Annotated in this window: 11 protein-coding genes and 2 pseudogenes; 7 read left to right on the top strand and 6 right to left on the bottom strand. The window is 43.9% G+C overall.

The window, feature by feature from the left end; all coding sequences use genetic code 11:
- Positions 1-4 precede the first annotated feature (4 nt).
- The 3 genes from Q4Q50_RS08070 to Q4Q50_RS08060 are packed head-to-tail and all read right to left on the bottom strand — an operon-like array spanning position 5 to position 4,721.
- Positions 5-1,294, bottom strand: coding sequence for a c-type cytochrome (locus Q4Q50_RS08070; RefSeq protein ID WP_311898993.1), 1,290 nt, complete (start codon positions 1,292-1,294; stop codon positions 5-7).
- Entirely contained in the window at positions 1,294-1,827 is a 534-nt protein-coding gene (locus tag Q4Q50_RS08065) for a (2Fe-2S)-binding protein (protein ID WP_006082848.1), read from the bottom strand. The genes Q4Q50_RS08070 and Q4Q50_RS08065 overlap by 1 nt, the downstream gene beginning before the upstream one ends.
- Positions 1,824-4,721 (bottom strand): xanthine dehydrogenase family protein molybdopterin-binding subunit, encoded by a 2,898-nt coding sequence (locus tag Q4Q50_RS08060; RefSeq protein WP_311898992.1) that lies wholly within the window; start codon positions 4,719-4,721, stop codon positions 1,824-1,826. Before Q4Q50_RS08060 ends, Q4Q50_RS08065 begins: the two co-directional genes overlap by 4 nt.
- A gap of 1,263 nt (positions 4,722-5,984) precedes the next feature.
- On the opposite strand from Q4Q50_RS08060, the gene Q4Q50_RS08055 reads away from it, so the two are divergent.
- From Q4Q50_RS08055 to Q4Q50_RS08030, 6 genes are all read left to right on the top strand, one after another.
- Positions 5,985-6,407 (top strand): hypothetical protein, encoded by a 423-nt coding sequence (locus tag Q4Q50_RS08055; protein WP_311898991.1) that lies wholly within the window; start codon positions 5,985-5,987, stop codon positions 6,405-6,407.
- Between the two features lie 127 nt (positions 6,408-6,534).
- A complete protein-coding gene (locus tag Q4Q50_RS08050; RefSeq protein ID WP_311898990.1) occupies positions 6,535-7,800 on the top strand; it encodes an AAA family ATPase in 1,266 nt (421 codons plus the stop codon).
- On the top strand, positions 7,793-7,954 hold the full coding sequence (locus Q4Q50_RS08045; RefSeq protein WP_311898989.1) for a hypothetical protein: 162 nt from the start codon (positions 7,793-7,795) through the stop codon (positions 7,952-7,954). The genes Q4Q50_RS08050 and Q4Q50_RS08045 overlap by 8 nt, the downstream gene beginning before the upstream one ends.
- Before the next feature lie 18 nt (positions 7,955-7,972).
- Positions 7,973-8,635, top strand: a complete 663-nt coding sequence (locus tag Q4Q50_RS08040) for a DUF4435 domain-containing protein (protein ID WP_311899042.1) — start codon at positions 7,973-7,975, stop codon at positions 8,633-8,635.
- 465 nt (positions 8,636-9,100) lie between these two features.
- Entirely contained in the window at positions 9,101-9,532 is a 432-nt protein-coding gene (locus Q4Q50_RS08035) for a hypothetical protein (protein WP_311898988.1), read from the top strand.
- Between the two features lie 67 nt (positions 9,533-9,599).
- The gene (locus Q4Q50_RS08030) at positions 9,600-10,010 is read left to right on the top strand and encodes a hypothetical protein (RefSeq protein ID WP_311898987.1); all 411 of its coding nucleotides are present in this window, start codon (positions 9,600-9,602) and stop codon (positions 10,008-10,010) included.
- A 683-nt stretch (positions 10,011-10,693) separates the two neighbouring features.
- Here Q4Q50_RS08030 and Q4Q50_RS22365 read toward each other — a convergent pair.
- The 3 genes and pseudogenes from Q4Q50_RS22365 to Q4Q50_RS08020 form a co-directional block, all read right to left on the bottom strand.
- Positions 10,694-11,089 (bottom strand): annotated as a pseudogene (locus tag Q4Q50_RS22365) (methyl-accepting chemotaxis protein); the annotation flags it as partial.
- 150 nt (positions 11,090-11,239) lie between these two features.
- Positions 11,240-11,920, bottom strand: a pseudogene (locus Q4Q50_RS22360) (PAS domain-containing protein); the annotation flags it as partial.
- Positions 11,921-12,926: 1,006 nt separating this feature from the next.
- Positions 12,927-13,673, bottom strand: a complete 747-nt coding sequence (locus Q4Q50_RS08020) for an SDR family NAD(P)-dependent oxidoreductase (RefSeq protein WP_311898986.1) — start codon at positions 13,671-13,673, stop codon at positions 12,927-12,929.
- A 128-nt stretch (positions 13,674-13,801) separates the two neighbouring features.
- Here Q4Q50_RS08020 and Q4Q50_RS08015 point away from each other — a divergent pair, with 128 nt between their 5' ends.
- A complete protein-coding gene (locus tag Q4Q50_RS08015) occupies positions 13,802-14,794 on the top strand; it encodes a LysR family transcriptional regulator (RefSeq protein WP_310802787.1) in 993 nt (330 codons plus the stop codon).
- The last annotated feature ends 592 nt before the right edge of the window (positions 14,795-15,386 follow it).

Here is a 15,386-nt window from a genome sequence, read left to right as displayed (position 1 = left end):
CGGGTTAGTCGTGCTCGAGGATCACTTCTTTCAAGCTTTGGATGGTCTTCACATCGAGATTACCAGCTTGTGTGCTCCAGGTGAGTCTTAGGTAATTGGCTAAGTCTTTAATCTGCTCGTCGCTTAACTCATCAGCATATCCCGGCATGGCATAAAAGCTGGTGGTAGCGTTGTAATGCTGGCTCTGAATACCTTTTAGTATTACGGCGACGATATTATGAGGACTCGCTTTATCTAAGGTGGCGTTTCCTGCCATCGCGGGGGCGACGTTGGGGCGACCTTCACCATTTTGACCATGGCAACCGGCGCAGTAACCTTTGTAAAGCGTATAACCTGGCAGTTCAGGTTTATGGCCGTTAAAGGTGAGCGCTTGTGGTTGAATATCTTCATCGGTATCGAGCAGATAACTGCTTACCGCGCGCATATCATCATCGGTTAAGTGGCTAAAGCTGTGATACACCACGGGATACATGCCGCCAAAGACAGTGCCTTTACGGGAATAGCCTTCAGTAAATAGCGACTTAAGATCCTCATGGGTCCAGTTTTGCCTGTTAAGCTCAGCGGGGCGAATGTCCGATGCCTCTAGCCCTTCGATAATCGCGCCCTCAAAGTGCTTGTCCTGCTCCATGGCAAACAGCGTGTCTCTTGGGGTGTGGCATTCACCGCAGTGCCCTAGGGCATTGACTAAGTAATTGCCGCGGTTCCAATGCTCACTTTTTTCTTTGCTCGGGGTAAATTCCTTAGCATCGTGTGCGACTAAGTTCCAAGCTTTTAGGCCAAAACGCAGGTTAAACGGAAAGTACACATCATTGTCGCGATTAGCTTGCTTGATAGGTTTAGTACTCATCAGATAGGCATAAATCGCCTGAGTGTCTGCGTCCGTGAGCAGGCTGTAGGAAGTGTAAGGCATAGCAGGATAAAGGTTGCCGTTGACGCCAACACCGTGGTGCATGGCATTAAAAAACTCCTCGTAACTGTATTTGCCAATCCCAGTTTCTTTATCAGAAGTGATATTGGTCGAGTACACAGCGCCAAAGGGGGTTTCGAACGGCAAACCGCCCGCGAGTTCGCGACCGCCGACCGCAGTATGGCAGGCCACACAGTCGCCTATCTTCATCAGATACGCGCCGCGTGCGATGTCGTTATTCGTATTGCCGCCTTCATCGGCAACGCTGCTGGAACAGGCGAGCAAACCTAGCCCTAAACTCAGGAGTAGATTGTGGCTCAACAGATTTTTTATCCTACTAATGTGCGGGAAATAGCGCGAGAAATGGCGCAGATTGGCTGATGTCATCACAGGGTTAGCCCCTTAGTTTTGAGGATCAGATCTTTGACCGCCGCATAGTATTTTACGTAGCCAGTACAGCGGCATACGTGTTCACTCAAGGCATCTTCTACGACTTTTTCAACTTGATCTTTAGCGATAGGTTGTCGCTCTAATCGCTCAAGCAGTGCGGTTGATTCGTTGACAAAGCCCGAGGTGCACCAACCACATTGAAACGAAAAGTGCTCTAAAAAAGCCTCTTGCACTGGGCTCAGGGCGGTGATTTCGCCAAGGGAGTTTTGTCTAGCATGACCTTCGACAGTGCGGACGCGTTTACCATTAAAACGCTCTACACCATTGATGCAGGTACGAACCACTTCACTCATGCCTTGCTCGTCGTCGACGATCACAGTACAGGCGTGGCATACGCCTGCGCCGCAACCAAACTTAGTGCCTGTGAGGTTCAAGTATTCATGTAGAAACTCAATCATCATCACACCATCGGCGACTTCAATCGGGCCTACGGCTTGGTTATTAATGGTCAGTTTAATAGACTGGCTCATGCCATGGCCTCCTTAATTTTTTTCGCTGTCATAGGTAAATCGTAAAAGCGGACATGGGTTGCTTGATACACGGCTTCAATCAGCGCCGCGACCACAGGGATCATCACCACTTCGGCGATACCACGGCTGGGATCGTTATCAGATAACTGCGGCAATATGGTATGACGTTGATCCCACACGCCCACATGCCGCGCTAGCGGCACCTGATAGCGATTGAGGTTCCACGTACCATTGCCAGCGCCGGCTTCAAATGGCGGTAAGCCTTCATGCAGTGCATGGCCAATCCCCATCGCAAGGCCACCTTGAATTTGCCCTTCGACTAATTCTTTAACAATCACTTTGCCCGCCTCTAACCAAGTATGAGAACTCAGCAGCGTGACTTCGCCATTGCCTTCGTTTACGGCAACTTCAACCAAAGTGGCGCAGGGGGCGTAGTAAGTCACCATGGCATTGTTCAGTTCGGCCTTGGGATAACTCATGGCTTGACGATCGATCAAGTGATAGCCGTTAGACTTCATGCTGGCTTGGCGCGCTTTGATACTCATAGTCGTGTCGGAAGTGGCCGCAAACGTCGCGTTCCCTTCGCCGTATTGCAGCGCCAGCGCATCGAGTGCTAAACGCTCTTTAGTGCCAAGAATGTCGAAATCGGCTTCGGCCCAAGCCCAGCGATTAAAGGCATGACCCATCACGCCGACCACTAAGCCCATGTCGTGGGCGCGTTTCGCGAGGATATCGATCGACAATGGCGGAAAGCCCAAGGCGGTTAACTTGCCATCGACCCAGCGACCATCGCGGGCGTTATGCAAATTAGTCGAGCCCATTGGCGTGTTAAAATACAACTCGTTCCAAATCGATACCGCCGCAGGCCACAGGCCGTGACGATAGATCACGTCGGCGGCGATGCGGGTGACATGGCTTTGATAATAGGCCGACATAGATGCCGACGAGGCCATGGCTTTAACCGGTGTCCAGCGTGGATTGGCCGCCATTTCATCTTGGCGTTGCTGCGAAATAATATAAGGATTATCGGTTTGCACTAATTGCATCGCATCCCAAATATCCACTTCGGCGAGTTTTACCTCATCGGCAAAGTTGCCGAGGGCATCGCTGACCACCACGGCTTGGGAGGTTTGCGTGCCAGTGCCCATTTCGATAAAGCCGATTTCTAGGGTGATTTTACCGTCTTTCGCTAGGCGAACCGCCGCACTTGGCGCCGCTGCACCTGTACCATAATCTTTAGTGGCGATACCAAAACCGACGCCGTAACGCATCCCCGGATGTTTGGCCTCATAGTCCTTTTTATTCACCGCACGGTTTTGCCACACGGGATCTTGTTCGGCCATGTCGAGCATTTCGCGGTAACGCAAAGTGCCGTTAGGGATCGCGCCTTGCGTATTACGCTGGCCGGACTCCATCACGTTGGCGGCGCGCAGTTTAAAGGGATCAACCTTTAACTCGTCGGCTATCTCGTGGATCATGCATTCCATCGCCGTCATCGATTGCAGCGTGCCATAACCGCGCATCGAACCCGCATCTGGGTTACGCGACGCATAGGCGGTGGCGATAATATCGTTGCGCGGTGTGTAGTAAATGCTTTGCATCGCCGTCGCGCCAACTGAGGTTACAGACGGAGTAAAGTTGACTCGTCCACCGCCGTCGACTGTCATCTGCGAAGTTAAGGCTTGGATTTTTAAGGTCGATTTATCCACCGCTAAGCGGCTTTTCATGATGAACGGATGACGTTTAAGCCCAGACTGGAATTGCTCGAATCTGTCATTGGCGAGTCGGATTGGCCCCTTGGCATAAATGGCCGCGAGCACGCCGTAATAGGGGAATATCGAATGGTCTTTCGCGCCAAATCCACCGCCGATATAAGGCGAGTGCACCACCAGATGTTTTACCTTGCCTGCCAGTGGGCCAGATAACAGCATGTGCACTGCCATCTCTTGAAAGTCCTGCGGCGACTGCGAGGTAATCACAGTATGAAATGTTTGGCTAGTTGCGTCATACCAGCCATTGAAGGCTTCGGGTTCCATCATCATAGGATCGATGATCTGGGTGCGATATTCCCGCTCTAACACTTGCCATTGTTGATTAGCTTGGGCGCTAGCAATCTGCTTATCTATCTCGCCCGCATAATAAAGCCCGCGCTCAGACACTGTTCCTTTGGCATTCGGATTGCCTAACCATTCTGGCTTGCGATCTTTTACGCTAGGGAAAAATAGCCCATCGTGGAGCGGGCTATATAAATCTTCCCTTGCGCCATTTTCACCTTCCACTCGAATAAGGCGCCAGCTAGCGTACGGGTCTTTGGTGTCCGACACAAACGGCGTTTGCTCACCAAAGCGCAGTAAGGTCTGATCAAATTGCAGCAAGGACTTAGCTTGCTTAAAGGCGGGGAAACTGTCGAACAACAATATTGCCACCGCATGACCTAAGTAGTCGGCGGTTTGCCCTTCGGCCAGCAACATGTTGTCACCGTAAAAATCGGGCAGCTTGATTTTATCACGGGCCAGATCGGCCGCAGTGATCACTTTATAGGGCTTAGCAGACGCGGGCAGGTGGTCGAGGGAAAAGCCTTGATAAACATGGGATGCATCGGCAGCGCGTAGAATAAAAGCGTAACCTTGCTGCTTGGGCCAGCCTTCCATGTCCATAGCGCGGTAATCACGGCCATAGACCTTTTGGCCTGTGACCTTCGCTATGCCGTCGTTACGAAACTTAGGTTTGGATTGACCATTAACCTGAGTTTGCCATTGGGCTGCCAGTTCAGGTGAGACAATTGCCGCATTCGCGCGACTCATTTCCCACAACAAAGGGGCCGAATATACGGCAACCCCGCCAATCACACATTGCTTGATAAAGGTCCGGCGTGATGTATTAGATGGTTCCATATCTCAACCTCAGTTGTGCTTCCGTGTCATATCAGCCGCGCTGCTTGGTATCGCCCGATATAGGCTTGTTGTCGATCGACTTTTTATTGATTGTTGCGACATAACTTTGATAAACACTGAATGTAAATTTACATTAGCCACGTTAGCATGTAGGGCTGAAAATGCAAATTTAGGTCGCAAATTGCAGCAGTTTTAATCAAGCAAAATTCGTGTGTAGCACCTGTGTTATCAGGCTTCTACAGTGATGTTCGCACTGTGATTCAACTCAGTTACGTTATGGCGGTATTTTGTTCAGCGCCCTTTGCTTAGTCCCCCTTTGCTAATGTGTTCACTGAGCCCATTTTCCCATGTCAAAATTGGCTCGCTTGCCAAAACAGACCGCCTGACACAGCGAGACTTCATTGCCACTGCAAGATAAAGCGATAGTGCTATTTGATGGCGACAGGTTTAGTCACATGCAGTCATATCAAAATGGTTAAATCAGCGCTTGCTTAATTACTTGATTTGTAATGCTAAAGTTATAGACAAGTGTACGCTATGTCGCTATCTTAGGTTTTTAACAAGGATGAGCTTTAATCGCGTACCCGCGATTCGAGTCACTTGCATCAGGACGATGTGTCTTTTCTCTTTCTTAGATACCCAACTCCTCCTGCAAATTCGTGAATATACTTTGGCACTTATGCTTGTTGCCATAGTGCTTATTGGCATTTTGCCCAATGTTCAGCAGTTGACGTTTTGAGCTAGTGCGACCTTGTTTTAATTGATGGCTTGGCTGACAGGTGTTGGCGAAGTGCGGTAGCAATGGGGAAGCTTTGTCGGTTCACAATTTGTCGTTTCACAGAGTAGTGAACTGGTAATTTTGCGGCCTAGCGGCCGAGGTGAATCAAGGTCGTGGGTCTTCAACCCACACCCGACCAAGAGGGGATCAACAGCAATTCCCTCTTGGATCTCCCTTGCCGCCCCCCAACGGAGTTGAAAGCCCCTTGTGCTCATTGCCAAATTTGCTATCGCTTCCGAAGGATGCGTCCCTGCACCTGCGAAAGCTAGCTCGCCATCTATGGCGAGACTCACGCAATTTGCCTATTCGCCCTGCGGCAACTCCGAGGGGAAATGTATTCTGCGGCTATTGTGTTCGCTTAGTATTTGGTGTGATTAAAGTTTTGATACTGGGCTTCATAGGTGCAGTCAGCAACATCTTAATGTTGCTCGGATTTTAACGGCATAAATCGCATTTTTATCGGTAATGGACTTTGGAAGTTAGGGATGAAATCAGTTTTACAAATTACGTTAGGGATCTTGTTAGCGGGCTTGGTCACTTTATTAGTGCGAATTGGCTATTTGAGTTATGTCGAATACCGCCTGACACAAGGGCTTAATGAGTTTGCTATGCAACAAAAGCAAACGGAACTTGCTCGCCAGCAGGCTGCGAAAGATCGCCAGCTTGCTGAGTATCAGATTCAGCAAGAGTTACAGCAAAATGCGGCTGAAAAATCCAGACTAGCCAAGCAAAACGAGGCCGCTCGAATACGCAAAGCTGAAGCATGGCGCAAGTATTATCTAGTCCCCGAAGACTGTAAAAACTTTAAGTCCGACGAACACATGGTCAATTGCATCAACCACAAAGCTGATGCAAAAGTAGAATTTGATAGGGCGTATAATACAGGAACATTAGTTCTGACGAAGTAAAATTGAAATTCAGTATTTTTTGTTTATTTAATATTCACTATTTTGATATGAAGAGCTCGATGTAATATCGTTAAGGTGAGACGTTCTCTGGCCAAAGTTATAAATAAAATTAGTCAAAAGGTTATATATGTATAAAGTAAAGGAAGTTAGTATAAATGGCTTTTGGTATCGGTTAAATGCTAACTGTAAATTTAATGATAATGTAAATATAATAATAGGCCGCAATGGCACTGGCAAAACAACATTCATGAATATATTGCATTCAGCACTCTCTGTGGATCTGGATGGTCTTGCTGAAAATGATTTTAACGAGGTGGAAATAAAACTAGCTCTTAATCGTAGGAGTAAAACTATTAAGGTTAAAAAAATACAAAGTGATAACTCATATTTTTGTCATATAGAATATCAGATATCTACTAAAAAGTTTAATCTTAGAGCGATTAATCAAGATGAACAACGGATGCCAACAGCATATAAACGAAGATTTCTTGAAGAGGCATCATTATTAAGAGATGAGTTGGGTAAGTTAGTGTCATTAACATCTTTGTCTGTGTATAGATTAAGGAATGGCGATGACTATGAGGTTAAAGGTAAAAATGGAAAGAAGACTATTTCACCTGTGGATTATAAGTTGTCACAGTTAAAATCTGAGTTGACAAAATACCAGTTTGAGCTTGCATTAAAAGCAAGAGCTATTTCAGCCGAGTTGCAAAAAGATGTGCTAGCCTCAATTCTTTATTCTGGAAATAAAGATACTGAAATATTTATCCCCAAGAATTATAACAAAAGCAATGAAAAAAATAGTTTGATTTCAGCATATAGCAGATTGAGTGCAATGGATTCTAATATTAGGAAAAAAATATCATATCATACATCCTCTATAGAGGAAGCTGTTGATATGTTCAGGCGTTCGGAAGAAAAGCCTGATTTTTCAGAAGTGAATTTTGCTGCATTGGAGGCTTTTGTTAGAACTAAAAAAATTATTGATATGTCACTGCAGGCAGAGGAAGAAACCAATCTTATTTATAATCAAATAGCTCTTTTTTTAAAGATATTAAAAGAGTTTATGCCAGAAAAGAGTTTTAATTTTGAATCTAGCGAATTGATAATAACTAGAGCAGATAGTAATGAGATTTCCAGTGATAAGTTATCATCAGGAGAAAAGCAGTTGCTGATTTTGTTAATAGAAACCTTGTTGCAGAAATCTGAACCATATATTTATTTGACTGATGAGCCTGAACTGTCGTTGCACATTGAATGGCAGAGAAAAATAATACCTGCAGTTATACAGTTAAATCCTAATGCTCAGGTTATTGCTGCAACGCACTCACCGGAAATTGCTTCAAAATTTAGAGATCAAATAATTGATATGAAAGGTGTCGTTAATGTCTGAGTGTGAGTATTCAAATGACGCACTAAATGTGATGAGTCTTTTTTACTCAGCAGATAAAATATTATATGTTGAAGGAGAGGATGATGTGGTTTTTTGGGAGTTTATTTTAAGTTATTTTAAGGTGGGCAGCTTAAAGGTTCAAGATGTTGGGTGAAAAGAGGAACTTAGTAAGATAGTTTCTAAAGTTATTTTTGAACAGATTGATGCACTTATTGCTTCAGACCTTGATTTTTCTATTTTTGGTCCTGATCACGTTGTAAGTGATAGCGTAATATATACATATGGTCATTCTATTGAGAACTCATTTTTATGTGATGATGTTATTTGTAAGGTAATAAAGTCTCATGGAAGAATTAAAAACGATCCAGAAAGTAGAGTTGATTGTAATAATTGGATTTTGAATTTTTTTCAAGATTTTCATGATTTAATTATTTTTGATATATTAAATGTTTTAAAATCTACAGGGTTAGATGTTGTTGGTGATAATTGTACGAGATTTATGAAATCTCAGTTATCGCCCGCTTCATCAGCGGAGAAAATAAAGACACATATGGTCAAGTTTAAACTAAATGAAGTTTTTGATGTTCATAAAGTTGAAATAGAGGAAAAGATCACGCAGTCTAAGAGAATATCATCAGATTTTATAAGAGGGCATTTTTTGTTTTCTGCTGCATTAAAGTATACAAATCATAGGATTAAATCTGCTCGTTCAAGTAAAAATATATCTGTTAATGCCTTCTTTAGTAGCGCGATCCTCGCATTTGAAACAGTCTTTAATGAGCAGCATCCACATTTTAACCATTATTCATCTGAAATACAGAGGCTAAATATTTAAGAATGGATTTGAGGGGCATAACTCTTTCAATTTGAAAAGTTAAATCTAATGCCACAGAAGTTCACAGATCCCCTGCAAAGTTGCTGAAGGGCGTTGAAGACTTTTTATTAAAAGAATAGAGCGTGACGCAGACAGGACGTCTGCGTAGCTTTCGGTGAAGGGGCGAATGAAAATTGATGATTTTCGTGCTTATGAGCGAGAGGCAGGGATTGCCGAACTGGAGGGCTTTACAGGGATGTAAAGCGGAACCATCGGAAGCGTTAGCGATTTTCGAATAAGCACGAAGCCACTAATCAATGCATGTAACTTCGCTAGGGGCGGCAAGGGGAGATGCAAGAGGGGGATTGCTGTTGATCCCCTTCTTGCCCTGGTGTGGAATGGAATTCCACGATTTTGATTTTGTTATTTATTTCAAAAGATAAGGTTTGCAATAGCTCGAAACAGAGCAGATTTATTGGAGGTAAATTGAAGTTTTTAGTGATTATCTTCGGCATAGCTGTGTCGATATTTATGCATGGAAGTTGGTTGTCTGTCGATAACAAATGGTGGTGGGATTTACTGTTATCTTTCAATGTAAAAGCATTAAGTGAAAACTTGGGGATGGTTGTATTTTGCTTTTGGATACATCTTCCACTGATGATCATATTTTCTTTAGTATGTGCTTTGATTATTAATCGAGTTGGGTATCCAAGGTATTTTATTTACTCTGTGTTAGGTACTTCATTTTTTACATTTGTTGTGCTGCCATCACTGCCTGTTTTCGATGTGTTATTAGCTGGCGGGATGAGCCCATTACGTTTTATCGATATCTTTGTAAAAACACTCATGTTTCTGACCTTGTTCTTTGTTTTTGATGGACTTGCAAACAAGTGTAATAGGCTTAATTTATTGGGTTAATTTTCACTTTCAAGATGTTTTGCTGATTGTGTTTATTGATTTATTTTAGGGATGATTTAAGAGCTTTATGAAAAAAATTAGTTTTTGGGGTATGAGCATAGTGCTTGCTTTGACACTTGTTATCGGCCTTGCAGTTGATTTGATAGTTGAATTTAAGTCTGAATCGATTTTTATGCAGATGAATATTTTTAGCTTCAAGTTATTATTTTCGTTACTTAGCATGCTTTGTGTATATATTGCTATTGCAGTCACTTTTAATTTTAAAGTGTTACCTATGCTTATAGGTAAAGATTATCCGTCAAATTACTTTAGGTGGTCTAAATTTCGATATCTAGAAGTTTTCTTTTTATTTAACCTATGGTCTATGGGTGATCTGCAATATTTCACCGTCGTAATAGTTAACTTTGCTTTGGTTGAGTTGACTCACTTATATTTAGTTTATAGAAGTATCAATAATAAGCTTGAGTCTACTATATAAATTGGTAAGTTGAGGGTAATAAGGCTTGTGGCGTTGGCATAATTCTTTCAATGCGAATAGTTCACTCTAATGCCACAGAAGTTCACCGATCCCCTGCGAAGTTGTCGAAATACGCAGATAGCTCTTAGTTGTTAGAGTGGGGCCGTGGCGACATCATGGATGATGGCGCAGGCTCGGGGGCACATGGATGTGCCATCTGAGCCGTTAGGCGATTTTTATTGGAGTATGAGACAGGTAACTAATGCATGTAACTTCGCTAGGGTGAGTGCTGCGTAGCAGCGTTTCGAACGAGAGCTAGGGATGGCGAACTGGCAGTTAGACATGGACGTTGTTCGGCAAGGGGAGATGCAAGGCGAATAATCACCTTTTGTGATTGCGCTTATGGGCGAGAGGCAGGGATGCCAAACTGGCTGTTGTATATGGATATACTTGGGGATTGCTGTTGCTCCCCTTCTTGCCCTGGTGTGGAATGGAATTCCACGACTTTGATTTTGATTTAAAAAATCAAACGAAGTTTGAATCAGCTTCTAAAACCGCGTTAGCGTAATCCAAACCCCGATGGTGATTGCACCTAATAGCGAGAGGCAAGGATTGCCGAGCTGGCTTTTGTGTATGGATAATCTGTTCAACCACGTTTATGTAACACCATAAATGTATTTTTATAGGGCATAAGGATTTTAAAATTAGACAGTTAGCTGGTTGGTGAATTGGCCAACTGCATTAACCACTTTTTGTGCACCATCTTGAATCTCTGACATAACCTCACCCGATTGGGTTGAGAGTGTTAACCCCTGTTGCGCTTGTTGCTTACCTTGCTCAATCATATTGACTGCACTTTCGGTTAACATTTTATTTTTTGATACTACCTCTACAATTTCCTCTGTCGCTTTACTGGTACGTGAGGCAAGTTGCCTGACTTCATCTGCAACGACTGCAAAACCGCGTCCTTGTTCTCCTGCGCGAGCGGCTTCAATTGCTGCATTTAAGGCAAGAAGATTGGTTTGATCGGCGATGCCACTGATACTTTTTACTAGCTCACCAATCATTTGAGATTGCTTATCTAATGCTTCAATGCCTTTGGCTGCATCATTCATTTGCGTCGCTAATTTATTCATCATCACAACTGTTTCTTGTAGCACTAAGCTCCCTTTTTTTGCAAAAGCATCGGTTTGTTGGGATGTGCTATAGGCTATGTCAGCCGCTTCGGATACGGCCAGTTCTCTGTTGACTTGATCTGTGATAACAGTGGCAAATTTTACGACTTTGTAGAGTTCGTTGTAGCTATCAAAAATAGGATTATAAGAGGCTTCTAACCAAACGATACGGCCATAGCTATCCACACGTTTAAAGCGATTCGCGACAAATTGTCCCTTGCATAGCTGATCCCAAAAATGCTTGTATTCTATTGAGTTATATTCTTCTGGTTCGCAAAAAATTCTATGGTGTTTACCAACAATTTGATTCTTAGTGTATCCCATCGCATTTAAAAAGTTATCGTTAGCAGTAATGACTGTACCGTCTAAGTTAAACTCAATAACAGCGGTAGAGCGCTGTAATGCTTGGTTTAAATCTTCATGTTTTTTCGAGCTTTCAATAGTACGGGTTAGATCGTTTGCATAAATAGAAAAGTGTTTTAACTTGCCATTACTGTTTTTGACGGGCTGTAAAATGGCTCGTAACCAAGCTTCCTCACCATCGCCCTTAACAATTTGCAGTGCGCCTACCCAATGCTCGCATTGCTTTATGGCATTGCACATTGCTTTATAATGACTTGTGTTTCGAGCTCGCGCTGGCACCATTTCCGTTAAGTGTTTGCCGATAGGTGAGCTTTTTTGAAATAACATGTCGTCAGTAAAATTAGCGTTGATTGCGATAATTTTTCCATCAGCATCTAACGCTAATACTAACATCTCACTGTCAAGGCTTTCCCTAACTTGCCGCATTGAAAATAACTCTTCTTTCAATTGTTCATGTTCAGCCTTTAATTTTTTGTTAAATATGATCATATTGATTTCCAAGAAGTCTTAAAACGTCATTTTTATGATGAGAAACTGAGTATAGTCGATAATTTTTTTTCTACTTATACGATGCAGTCTGCTAATTAGATCAAATTGTTATGCCGATAGCTTTATATATCGCCTTTAGCGTTGAACTAAGGCTATATCACTATCACGTTGTTGTGGAGTCATCATTTAGACTTACTGGTTGGTTTTTTGAATACTGTGTTTGGATATTTTTTTCTCAAGCAGGAAGGATGTGTAATTGTTCATGATATTGAATTTATTGGTTTATTTCTTTATGGTTTAAGTGTTGTTGGTGTTGGGTGTGTATATCACGGTTTATTGTGGGTAAGTTATTATTTCGGGTCTTAGTATGACCTATGAATATACCGTAATTATTCAGAAAATCACTTTGTGTGGTCTACATTTCGATATCTAGAGTTCTCCACCCACTTCACTAGTCGTTAATGGGTAACGGCCATATTCCATTATCGGAATAATCAATTTCGCTTTGGTTGAGTTGATTCACTTGTCTTTAGTTTATAGAAGTATCAATAGTCATCTTGGGTCAACAATATAACTTGGTAAGTTGAGGACAATAAGAAGTGTGGAACTGGCATCACTCTTTCAATACGAAAAGTTAACTCTAATGCCACAGACGTTCACCGACCCCCCCTTCTTGCCCTGATGTGGAATGGTAGTCTACGACTTTGATTCTGATCTTGGTTTCAAAAATGAAGTTTGAGCTATTAGTGCATGCTACTTCGCAAGGCGCGTTTTGGCTGCTGCTGAACAGATAAGCAAGGAGGATAGGGTGCACATCCTCCTTGGTCTACGTTTGATTTCCATAAGCAGAGCTTAGATTACTCCTTCAAAAATCTTCAGCGTTTCCCTTAACCTCCTACTTGATAATTCGCTACAGTCCAAAGCCACCGTCGATATCTATGTAGGCATTGCGTAGGCCAATACTGGCATCGGAGATGAGATAGTTAATCGCCGGAATAATGTCTGCTGGCGTTAATACTCTGCCGACAGGGGTGGTGCTCAATGACTCAAAAAAGCCATTGATGGTAGCGTCATCCATGCCGGCTTTGGCTTGGATTTCGGTTGCGGTCACCCCGGGGCGCACTGAGTTAATGCGTATGCCTCGGGCTGCAAGTTCAAGATTTAGCACTCTTGCGAAACCTTCAAATGCGGCTTTGCTGGCGCTGTAAACCCCCGCTTCAGAAAACGCTTTTTGTACTGCAACGCTAGAGATAAATACCACGCTACTGGGGTTGTTTAAACAGGGTAATAAGGCCTGTAGGGTGAATACTGGGCCAGTAAAGTTAATCGCCATTGTGCTGTGAAAGTTATCGGCACTCATCTGCTCAAACGGTGCTGGGTAAAACACGCCAGCGTTTAAAATCAGGCCATCGAGTGTAATCTCATCCCTTGCTAACTGTGCAGCCATTTGCTGGATTTGCGCGATATTGGCGCTGTCACACAGCACTGGGATAACATTGCCGTCAAGTTGCTTTACGGCATGGTATAAGCGGCTTTGGTCGCGGCCTGAGATGATTAACTTCGCACCTTGTTGCAACAAAGCGTGCGCGGTCGCCAAGCCAATACCCGCAGTGGCGCCTGTGATTAAAATTGTTTTATTGTGAAGACTGGTTTGCATCTGTGTGCTCCTGATGAGTGATGAGTCCGTGGTGAGTCGTGAAGCTTGACGCAGAAAAGCATAACTCGGAGAATGGTTTCCAATAAGGTATGTAATAAGAAATGAATTGTTTCTTTACTGGAACCAATATGGCTATTGATACTTCGGCATTGCACCTGCAATTACCTAATTTATATATATTTCGTTGTGTCACTCAGTTAGGCAGTTTTCAAGCCGCTGCTGATGCGCTGCAGTTGCCTCGTTCGTCCGTTAGTAAGAAAATTGCCCAGCTTGAACACCAACTTGGGCTTAGGTTGTTGCAGCGCAGTACGCGCCAGCTCAATTTAACCGATTCGGGTACTGAGTTGCTGGCCATCACCGATTCACTAACAGAATTGCTTAGCAATACCGCTAAGCTCACCGAGCAAGCGCAAGCTAAACCCAGTGGGCGGGTAAAAATCAGTAGCTCAACCATCCTAGGTCAACGCTATCTGCTGCCTTTACTGCCTAAGCTGAAACAACTTTTTCCCGAGATAGTGATAGACATCAATCTTGATGATCGCGTGGTCGATTTAATTGAGCTAGGGATAGATATTGCGCTGCGGGTCGGTGAGTTGCCCGATTCTTCATTGGTCGCGCGCCGTATCGGTACGAAATCATGGGCCTGTTTTGCCAGTCCCGCCTACCTTAAGCAGGCCGCTAAACTTGAGGTGCCCAGCGATTTAGCCGCGCATCAATGTTTAATCTTTCGTCATCAAAAGCTCGCCATGGATTGTTGGCACTTTCGTAGCCCAAATGGCGAAATTGAAACTCAACACATTGTGGCATCAAGCTCCACGGATGATGGCCGAACCTTAGTCGAACTTGCTTGTATGGGCATGGGGATCATTCGGGTCGACCCCATGTTAATTCAGCCAGAACTGAGAGCCAGCCAGCTAGTACCAGTGTTAGCCAAGTGGCAACACACAGATCCTGCGCCGATTCATTTAGTGTGTTTAGGAAAAGATGCGCGAAGCCGCGCCGTCAACGAAGTGTGGCAATATTTAAGTGAACACCTCAGTCAAGCACTCGCTGCCATAGAAAGTGACACCAATCGCTCATCAGTTATGAGGCATAACACTTATCTGTTAGAGGTTGAATAGGCTTAATTTTTTCACTGCGAAAAGTTAGCTCTAATGCCACAGACGTTCACCGATCCCCTGCGAAGTTGCTGCGTAGCTTTCGGGGACGGGGCGAATGGAAATCGGTGATCTTAGTGCTTATGAGCGAGAGGCAGGGACAACCGAACTGGAGGGCTTTACAGGGATGTAAAGTGGAGCCATCGGAAGCGTTAGTGATTTTCGAATAAGCACGAAACAAGTCTTTTATGTGATTGATTTTTTTAATGAAGCAATTCATAAAAGAGAAAAGATAGGACATGCATAACTCTTTCAATGCGAAAAGTTAACTCTAATGCCACAGAAGTTCACCGATCCCCTGCGAAGTTGCTGAAGGGCGTTGAAGAAAATAGCGTGACGCAGACAGGACGTCTGCGTAGCTTTCGGGGGGAAGGGACGCCCCATCGGAAGCGTTAGCGATTTTCGAATAAGCACGAAGCCACTAATCAATGCATGTAACTTCGCTAGGGGCGTCTTGGAGAATCCAAGGAGGATAGGACGAGCAGTCCTCCTTGGTCGGGTGTGGGGTGAAGCCCCACGACTTTAACGCTTAATTCAAACGAAGTTTGAAAGTTTA

Source organism: Shewanella scandinavica, assembly GCF_031932065.1.
In the GTDB taxonomy this organism is placed as follows: domain Bacteria; phylum Pseudomonadota; class Gammaproteobacteria; order Enterobacterales; family Shewanellaceae; genus Shewanella; species Shewanella baltica.
The sequence above is the reverse complement of the archived record's forward strand: the minus strand, read 5'-3'. Positions and strand labels throughout refer to the sequence as shown.

Excerpts from the sequence above, each read along its gene's own strand:
- Q4Q50_RS08065 (WP_006082848.1), bottom strand. The coding sequence starts at position 1,827 with ATGAGCCAGTCTATTAAACTGACCATTAATAACCAAGCCGTAGGCCCG.
- Q4Q50_RS08020 (WP_311898986.1), bottom strand. The coding sequence starts at position 13,673 with ATGCAAACCAGTCTTCACAATAAAACAATTTTAATCACAGGCGCCACT.
- Q4Q50_RS08050 (WP_311898990.1), top strand. The coding sequence starts at position 6,535 with ATGTATAAAGTAAAGGAAGTTAGTATAAATGGCTTTTGGTATCGGTTA.
- Q4Q50_RS08060 (WP_311898992.1), bottom strand. The coding sequence starts at position 4,721 with ATGGAACCATCTAATACATCACGCCGGACCTTTATCAAGCAATGTGTG.
- Q4Q50_RS08055 (WP_311898991.1), top strand. The coding sequence starts at position 5,985 with ATGAAATCAGTTTTACAAATTACGTTAGGGATCTTGTTAGCGGGCTTG.
- Q4Q50_RS08045 (WP_311898989.1), top strand. The coding sequence starts at position 7,793 with ATGTCTGAGTGTGAGTATTCAAATGACGCACTAAATGTGATGAGTCTT.
- Q4Q50_RS08070 (WP_311898993.1), bottom strand. The coding sequence starts at position 1,294 with ATGACATCAGCCAATCTGCGCCATTTCTCGCGCTATTTCCCGCACATT.
- Q4Q50_RS08030 (WP_311898987.1), top strand. The coding sequence starts at position 9,600 with ATGAAAAAAATTAGTTTTTGGGGTATGAGCATAGTGCTTGCTTTGACA.
- Q4Q50_RS08015 (WP_310802787.1), top strand. The coding sequence starts at position 13,802 with ATGGCTATTGATACTTCGGCATTGCACCTGCAATTACCTAATTTATAT.